Genomic DNA, 8810 nt, shown 5'->3' with positions numbered 1-8810 from the left:
CCCAATGATACAGAAATAAGAAAGGTTATCGGACTTAAATTGGCAAAAAGTGATTTTAATGCGGTTAGGCTTGAAGTTGAGTTGCTTTTTTCACCGCCTATCGGTGTCTTAGCAATATCAGCAACCACCATCTGCATGTTACGCTTTTTGTTAAAAATAACTCGATATAACTTCTTATTCATTGCTAATTCCTTATCCTTGATTTCTTGATTTTATTCGATATTGCCTCTGTAGTTCTAATACTATTGAGCTTCTATTTACCTAGTAATTCCAGTTGATACCGAAACCTAATACTAACGGATTGGTTTTAAACCTTGCCGGTTTACGAATCGGTGCTCCTGCAAATACATCATAGTAAAATCCATAATGATTGCCTCTCACCCCAATAACACCTCCGGTTAAATGTCTACCTAACAAATATTCACTTTTCGCCCCTGACACTTCGCCGGTATCAAGCCCTAAATATGGCTCATAGTTAAACGGCGCTTGCCAAACTAATTCGTTGCGGATATACCAACCTCGATCAGCTTTTAACGTCAGTTCACCATCAAAACCGCGAACACTCCATCGACCGCCAATTGAAAACTGGTCCGGCGAGGTCAAACGTTCACCTCGCGTATATTGCCCTTGATAATCAAAACGATAACGAAATTGTTGCTGACCTAAACTAAAAGGAATATGTGTCGATAAATTGACTAAGAAAATGTCAGATAGTGCACTGCCATTATCTTCTGGATTATGCTCTTCTGGTGCCTTTCGCGCATTAAACCAACGTACCCCTTTTTGGTACGTGACGCCTGCATCTAAGGTTATATCTTTTATATAATGTCGATGTTGTAAGCCCAGTTGCCAGTTTGTGGTCTTCCTTTGCTGGATTTCTATTTCGGTATCATTAATATAGTTATGCGATTGGCGTAAGCTTATGCCGTAACTTAATGTGGTTTTTTGTGATTCATTCCGATGAATAAGCCGGCTAAGCTGTATATTGGCATTGCGACTACGACCACTGTATTTATAATCTTCATTTTGTCCTGCTACCGTCTGATGATATTTATTACCCGATAGCGAAGCGTTTAATAACCAATAACCAAATGGCACCGAATAAGATAATAAATAGTTACGTGAACCATATTTACCTTTACCGTTTAAATCATGCCCACCAGATAAATAAAATGCGTCGCTTAACGATAATAAATTGTCCAAATAGAGGGTCGCTCCGCCTTGGTCGCGTCCTGTTGCTTTGGTGCCTGAATCATCAACCGATAACCCAATTCGCCACATCTTTGTTTGCTTGCGACTAATTACGATATCACTTTCACCCGGTTTGTCGCCTGGCACTAATTGCATTTGTGCGCTGACCGTCGGTAAGCGTTGTAAATTCTCAAGCCCTTGTTCAATATCGCGTAAATTAAGTGTTTTGTTTTCTCTTACAGGCATAGCGCTATAAAGCTGTGCATATTTATCGCTATCATCACTGTAATAAATTCGCCTTACTTTACCTTCAACAAGCAATAATTTTAAAGTCCCTGCTGTTAAATCTTGCTCAGGTGCAACAACGCGCGTAGTAATCAATCCATAGCTAACTAAGCGGTCTTGTAGTTTACTCATCAATAAGTTAATTCCTTGCCCTCCCAAGCAGCGATGCTCTGCTTGTTGCGCCAGCCTCTTTAATGGAATAAACCAAGGTAATTTGTCTCGTTCCATTAACTCGACATGATCAATGTTAAAACAATGAGCTTCAGTCGGAAAATCTATCCCTTTAGTGGTAGCGTTCGGGGGTAATAAACGAATATCGGGGAAGGTAGGACTAAGCAAATCTTGTAGTGCTTTTTGTCGCTCTTGCTGGTGGATCAACTGCTGATCACCCAGTGCCTGTGTTGGCTGAACTTCGGCCAATACAGGGGTAAAGGGTAAGATCACAAAGGCTAAACTTACTAGATATTTTATAGAAACTTTCATCGGAAAACTTATTATCGTGTTAATTTTACTCAAATGCCAGACAAAATTCAGTCAGGATATTAAACTTTATTAGACTCAATGTCCATATAAAACATAAAAAGATATTATTAAATAATATCTTTCAGATTGATGACAAACCTCGATATAATTCGGGGTTTATTTTTTTATTTAAACCTAAATAGGATTTTTAATTTGGATTTTATTAAATAAATTAAAAAATAGCCTAAAAAAACGTAACAAAAATAGCTTTATCGCTATTTTCTTGATATTTTGAGCCGTTGCGGCCAATAAACACTGCATTTGAACCTGCGCTCTTCCTCTAAATCGAGCATAACGATGTCCGTGATGTTGTTTAGCATCAGCAAAGCTGCGCTCTATCGTTTCTTTTCGCCGAGCATAGACTTTTTTACCCCACTGACTTAAACGAATCTCGTTGGCTTTTTCTTTATCTGCTTCCCAGATATGCCCTGTGATGACTTTCTGTGTATTTTTACTCTGTGTACACTGTGACAATAACGGACAGATTTTGCAGGTTGTTGCATCAGAATGATAATGACGATAACCTTCCCTGCTGGTAGTTTTATATATTAATGTTTGCCCGTTTGGGCAAGTATAAGTATCGTTTTGACGGTTATAGATAAACTGCTTTTTTCTGATGGGATTCGCACCATGGGTGGGGCGACGATAACCCAACACCGGATATATCTGCTCTGCCAGCAGTAAATGGCAAATGGGAGCCGTAAAATAACCCGCATCAAGACCGACACCAACCGGATTAAAGCCAAACCGCTCTAGCTGGCGTTTTAATCGAGCCATATAAGGCTGGGGATCATGGATATTTCTGGCTGTGACATAGGTATCGGTAATTAAATTATGTTTGCCATCAACCGTTCGGTGATCTAAGTAGAAGAATCCTTTAGGCTTGCCTTCCCGATGCATAAAGCCACTATCCGAATCTGTTGTACTGACTTTAACATCCTTGTATTTCTCTACCGTCGATGGCTTTAAGGCTTTTTTCCGTTTAATTCTCTTTCTGCGTTGATGGCTTGATTAAGCGCATCAATATATTGACTGGGCTCAACAATACGCTGCTCATTACGTGCTTTGCCTTTATTGGCATTTGCTTTTAGGTGAGTACTGTCCGTATATAAAACCCGACCACTTATCAACCCTTTGGCAATGGCCTGCTCAACAATATTATCAAAAATCTGTAGATAGATTTCACTGTCATTAAACCGACGGCGTCAATCACTTTTTCGGTTAATCCCATTCCCAGAAACCAGCGATAAGCTAAATTGACCTGAATTTCCTGAACTAGACGACGTTCACTGGGGATACCGAAAAGATACCCCAATAGCATGATTTTAAACAGTCTGACCGGATCTTCTGCCGGACGACCGTTATTAAGGCAATAAAGTGGTGCTACCGCTTCTCGAATAAATTCAAAATCAATGACTTTAGCTATTTTACGAACAAGATGATTTTGAGGGACAAGCGCATCTAGCGAGATTTGCTCTATTTTTTTCTGGTGTCGCTGGAGTTGGTTTTTTTAGCATAGAAGAATTCCTCTTATAATGGACTCCTCTCTATTAGATCAAAGAACTCGCCAAAAAGCGAGCTCTTTGTCATCAATCTGAAAGATATTATTAAATAATATCTTTTTATGTTATTTTTAAAGGTATTTTTATTGCTTATGGAGTTTGTCTATTCTGGTTTTTATTATAATCACAATAAGTTATTAATAAAAATTTTCTCTATTTGGATTTTAATTCCTTGATACCTTTTTGAAAATATATGACTCATTACAGCACTAAATATAATAAATTCCATTTTGATTAACGCTAGAGGTTACAAGCTTTGGGCTAAAAATATTCGATAATTTCAATGAAGAGGGGAGTAAATCATAACAAGAGTAACATCATGATTCATTTTAGTTACCGAGCCCAAATTTTATGCACTCGAGTAAGCACTAATACTTTTTTAGGGTTTATTTCTAAAGCTGATATTTTAAACTAAGTTAAACAACTATCTGTTCATTCTTGCGATTTTTTACTTCTAGATCTTTTAAACATTTAATGTCGGATGTCTCCATATCGCCGTATTTTTTCATTGATAAAAAGTTGATTTATTCATGTCCCATTCCCCCCCTTAATAGCAATGCCTGATTATTTTTTTAAAATAAATACAATTTGTATCGTTCAGTCACTTTTTTCATATTTAAACCCTCTTTTATTTTTATTATAGAGAATTTTCTACTTTTTTGCTTTACTATCTTTAGGGGATAGTTACACAGAACACTTCTGGACGAGATGCACGCTGTTTAATAAAATTAATATCGAAAACATCAGTTTTAAAAAAACCTTACTTTTTATAAGTAAGGTTTAGGAAGTTAACATTAATAAACAAAATTATGCTTCTATAGCAACCCGTAATTTCTTCATTGCATTTTTTTCAAGTTGACGAATACGCTCAGCTGAAACACGATATTTATCGGCTAGCACTTGCAATGTTGATTTACTATCATCAGAATCTAGCCATCGTGCTTTAATGATATCTTGGCTACGTTCATCTAATTGTGATAATGCATCATGTAACTTATCTGTCGCGTCATTTTCCCAATTATCATTTTCAATTGACTTAGAAAAATCAGAGTTACTATCTTCTAAGTAGAGAGAAGGTGCAACAATTGAATTATCATCATCGTCACTATCTACATCAAATGACATATCTTGAGCCGACATACGAGACTCCATTTCAAGCACGTCCTTACGGCTTACACCCAACTCATTGGCCACCATATCAACTTCGGCATTATTAAACCAACCTAAACGTTGTTTGGTCTTTCTTAGGTTAAAAAATAACTTTCTTTGTGCTTTGGTTGTTGCAACTTTAACAATACGCCAATTTTTAAGTACATATTCATGAATTTCAGCTTTTATCCAATGGATTGCAAATGAAACTAAACGAACCCCAATTTCTGGATTAAAACGACGCACAGCCTTCATTAAACCGATATTACCTTCTTGGATCAAATCCGCCTGTGGTAAACCATACCCTGAATAACCACGAGCAATATGAGCGACAAAACGTAAATGAGACAAAATAAGTTGTCTTGCGGCATCGACATCGTCATGATAATAAAGTTTTTCACCCAATGATTTTTCTTCTTCTGCAGTTAGCATTGGATAAGTGTTAACCATACGAACATATGATTCAATGTTACCTTGTGGAATTAAAGCACCTACTTGGATTTTTATATCAGTATTCATTTAACTCCCCCTTTATCTTAACTAATTCTTGTTACATAAATTAGATGTAACAATCAAAAAACGTAAAACTACTGTCTATTTATTACTTTGACCTTCAGACTATAAATTAGTTCATCCTTTTTATGTAAAATCAATAAAAATATCCCTAAGTTAGCTACTCATCAATACTAATATATATTTTAGTTAGTTACGTAGAAATAGCTAGGTAATTTTTGTCATTTTTAAATATTTTTTTGTTGCAACAAATGATGAAAACCATCCAATAATTATAGTAATAAGTAAAATTAATAGGCTTTCATCCCATAATAAACCTTCAATATGAATTATTGTTCCAAAAGCATCAGAAACAGTCAATATGATTGCTTCTATTTGAAAAATAAATATTTCTGATAATGCCAACGCAATAATAGCGCTAATAAAACTAATAAAAATTCCACTATATAAAAAAGGGCGCAGAATAAAACCTTCTGTTGCGCCAATTAATTGCATAACAATTATGGTTTGTTTTCTAGCAAAAATATTCAAACGAATACTATTACCTATTACAAGTGATACAGCAATAATCATAAAGATTGAAATAACCCAAACAATAGATTTCACCATATTTGTTAACGCAGTTAATTTAGTAAACCAACTATCATCTAACTTTATATCATCTATCCCCTCAATATTGAGTAATTCAGCTTGTAACCGATGCACTACCTCTGTATTTTTTGCTTCTTCTTTAGGTATAACAATCGCCACTGCCGGTAATGGGTTTTCATCTAATAGATCTAATGCACTGCTAAAACCAGACCATGCCTTAAACTCTTCTTTTGTTTCTTCTCGAGAAAGGTAATCAACTCTATCAACCTCGATAAAATATTTAAGTTTGCTCAATAATTCAGCTGTCTGCTCTGAAGTTAATTCTTTATTAATATAAACAGTGAGATTCGGTGTTGGGTACCATTTATGTGCAGCTTGATTAGCATTCTTCCAAAGTAAATAGCTAATAGTGGGTAACATAATAGAAATTGCAATAACAAAAATAGTCAGTAATGATGCAAAAATATGTTGTGTAAAATCATTAAATGTATTGCGCCAAGCATAACCAATTTGCCTTTTCCAACGAGACAAAAAGCTATTTTGATTTTCTTTCGATTTAGCAGAATTACGCGTCAATTTTTAACCTCTAAACGCCCTTCAGTTAAATGCAATATTCTATGATGCTTGCGACGAATAAGTCCTATATTGTGTGTTGCCATTAAGACGGTTACACCAGCTTGATTGAATTCTTCAAAAAGTTTTAAAATATCTTTTGATAGTTTATCGTCTAAATTACCTGTCGGTTCATCGGCAAGCAAGACGCTTGGATGGTTAACAATTGCTCGCGCAATTCCCACTCGCTGCTGTTCTCCTCCCGATAATTGTATTGGGTAAAATTTCATTTTATCTATCAATCCAACCTTATCCAACGACGCTGAAACTCGGCTACGAATTTCTTCCGCGGGTTTACCTAAAATGATCAATGGAATAGCAACATTATCATAAACGGTATGGTCCATTAATAACTGATGATCTTGAAACACCATGCCAATAGTGCGACGTAAAAATGGTATATCATGTTTTTTTAAATTTGAAACATCAATGCCATTTAATAACACTTTACCATCATTAGCTTTTTCTAAACCACAAGTTAACCGCATTAACGTACTTTTACCCGCACCAGAATGTCCTGTTAAAAATGCCATTTCTCCGGATGATAAAGTAAAACTTATATTCTGCAGTGCTGGCTTACCACCAGAATAAATCTTACTTACGCGCTGAAATTGGATCATGAATTTTCTCTATTCATCTTTTTCATCAAATAGGGCATTGATAAAATCATCGGCAACAAAAGGTCTCAAATCTTCAATTTTTTCACCAACGCCGATATAACGTATAGGAATATTAAATTGATCTGCAATACTGAAAATAATACCACCTTTTGCCGTACCATCTAATTTAGTTAATGTCAAACCTGTCACACCTACTGCTTCATTAAATAGTTTAGTTTGGCTAATAGCATTTTGGCCGGTACCGGCATCAATAGTTAACATGATCTCATGAGGGGCTGTTTCATCTTGTTTTTTTATCACTCTGACTATTTTTTTCAATTCATCCATTAAATGAGATTTATTTTGCAAACGCCCTGCTGTATCGGCAATTAACACATCTATTTTTTTTGCCTTTGCTGCTTGTATTGCATCAAAAATAACGGAAGCTGAATCAGCATTAATATGCTGCGCAATAACAGGAATATGATTCCTTTCACCCCAAACTTGCAGCTGTTCAACGGCTGCTGCACGAAAAGTATCACCAGCAGCAAGCATAACTGATTTACCTTGCTGTTGAAATTGACGAGCTAATTTGCCAATTGTCGTGGTTTTGCCTACACCATTAACACCAACCATTAAGATAACAAATGGATTATGGTTACTCACCTCTAAAGGTTTATCTACCCCATCTAAAATAGACTTCATTTCTTGTTTTAAAAGTTCTTGAAGAGCATCAGCATCTTTTAATTCTTTTCTTGAAGCCTGTTGAGTTAACGAGCTTATTAGTTTTTGTGTAGTATCAAAACCAACATCAGCAATAATAAGTTGCTCTTCTAGCTCTTCAAATAAAGCATCATCAATTTTTTTTCCTTTGAATAAACTTAGAAAACCAGCTCCAATATTCTGTTTAGTCTTAAAAAGACCTTTTTTTAAACGAGAGAAAAACCCTTCTTTTTTTTGTTCAACCATAAATAATTCATCCCATGATCACTTAAAGATCATTTTATCTTATTTTAGAATAAAGCCCAATTAATTCGATATTTTTAGAAATTATAAAAGATGGAATTCGTTGATCATAGCCAATATTGGTTATAAATAAAGATATTGAGTTGTGATATATCGCCATTCATTTAATGGCAACTGATGAGCAAACAGATTGTATGCGCCTATTTGAACTCTAACCAGCCTTAAACAAGGAAAACCAACAGCGGCACACATACGTCTAACCTGTCGATTTTTTCCTTCTGTGATTGTAATGCTTATCCATGAAGTTGGTATTGTTTTGCGCTCTCTAATAGGAGGAAATCTTTGCCATAATTGCAATGGTTCATCAAGAAAAGTTACTATAGCCGGTGCGGTATAAAATTCTTTTAATTGAATTCCTTTTCTTAACCTATCTATAGCTTTTTGATTAATAACGCCTTCCACCTGAACCCAATATGTTTTGGGTAATTTAAACTTTGGTGAGCTGATTTTTGCCTGCAATTTACCATTATTTGTTAGCAATAATAGCCCTTCGCTATCAGTATCTAAGCGTCCAGCAGGATAAAAATTAGGTAATGTGATATAGTCTTTTAATGTTTGATATTTTCCATGCACCGAAAATTGTGTCACAACATTAAACGGTTTATTAAAGGCTATTAGTGAACTCATTTCATTCCAACATCAACTTATCATCTTCAATCCGTTATTCTTCGGGCTATCCGCTCTAGATATTATTATACAAATCAGAGCTCCATTAAATAAAATACCAAACGTAAAAAAGCCCAGCATCACTGCTGGGCTT

Annotated in this window: 6 protein-coding genes and 2 pseudogenes; all 8 read right to left on the bottom strand. The window is 35.4% G+C overall.

All coding sequences use genetic code 11. The features are described 5' to 3' along the window. Positions 1-182, bottom strand: a 182-nt coding sequence (locus A9G30_RS03605) for an ESPR-type extended signal peptide-containing protein (RefSeq protein WP_218057709.1), incomplete at its 3' end; no start/stop codon positions are given. A gap of 79 nt (positions 183-261) precedes the next feature. Beyond that, positions 262-1959 (bottom strand): ShlB/FhaC/HecB family hemolysin secretion/activation protein, encoded by a 1698-nt coding sequence (locus A9G30_RS03600; RefSeq protein WP_065588090.1) that lies wholly within the window; start codon positions 1957-1959, stop codon positions 262-264. Positions 1960-2133: 174 nt separating this feature from the next. Further along, positions 2134-3515, bottom strand: a pseudogene (locus A9G30_RS03595) (IS1182 family transposase). 852 nt (positions 3516-4367) lie between these two features. Further along, positions 4368-5228, bottom strand: a complete 861-nt coding sequence (rpoH, locus tag A9G30_RS03590) for an RNA polymerase sigma factor RpoH (RefSeq protein WP_065566153.1) — start codon at positions 5226-5228, stop codon at positions 4368-4370. 201 nt (positions 5229-5429) lie between these two features. Beyond that, positions 5430-6389, bottom strand: a complete 960-nt coding sequence (ftsX, locus tag A9G30_RS03585; RefSeq protein ID WP_065588089.1) for a permease-like cell division protein FtsX — start codon at positions 6387-6389, stop codon at positions 5430-5432. Then, complete coding sequence (ftsE, locus tag A9G30_RS03580; protein WP_065566155.1) at positions 6386-7045, bottom strand: cell division ATP-binding protein FtsE; 660 nt, start codon at positions 7043-7045, stop codon at positions 6386-6388. The genes ftsX and ftsE overlap by 4 nt, the downstream gene beginning before the upstream one ends. Before the next feature lie 9 nt (positions 7046-7054). Beyond that, positions 7055-7978 (bottom strand): annotated as a pseudogene (gene ftsY / locus A9G30_RS03575) (signal recognition particle-docking protein FtsY); the annotation flags it as partial. Between the two features lie 135 nt (positions 7979-8113). Next, entirely contained in the window at positions 8114-8677 is a 564-nt protein-coding gene (locus A9G30_RS03570) for a pseudouridine synthase (protein ID WP_065588088.1), read from the bottom strand. Positions 8678-8810 lie beyond the last annotated feature (133 nt).

The sequence above is a fragment of the Gilliamella sp. Fer4-1 genome (genome assembly GCF_001690515.1).
Lineage (GTDB): Bacteria > Pseudomonadota > Gammaproteobacteria > Enterobacterales > Orbaceae > Gilliamella > Gilliamella apicola_C.
The sequence above is the reverse complement of the archived record's forward strand: the minus strand, read 5'-3'. Positions and strand labels throughout refer to the sequence as shown.

Bases quoted from the DNA above. Each gene is read 5' to 3' on its own strand.
- A9G30_RS03600 (WP_065588090.1), bottom strand. From the start codon at position 1,959: ATGAAAGTTTCTATAAAATATCTAGTAAGTTTAGCCTTTGTGATCTTA.
- rpoH (WP_065566153.1), bottom strand. From the start codon at position 5,228: ATGAATACTGATATAAAAATCCAAGTAGGTGCTTTAATTCCACAAGGT.
- ftsE (WP_065566155.1), bottom strand. From the start codon at position 7,045: ATGATCCAATTTCAGCGCGTAAGTAAGATTTATTCTGGTGGTAAGCCA.
- A9G30_RS03570 (WP_065588088.1), bottom strand. From the start codon at position 8,677: ATGAGTTCACTAATAGCCTTTAATAAACCGTTTAATGTTGTGACACAA.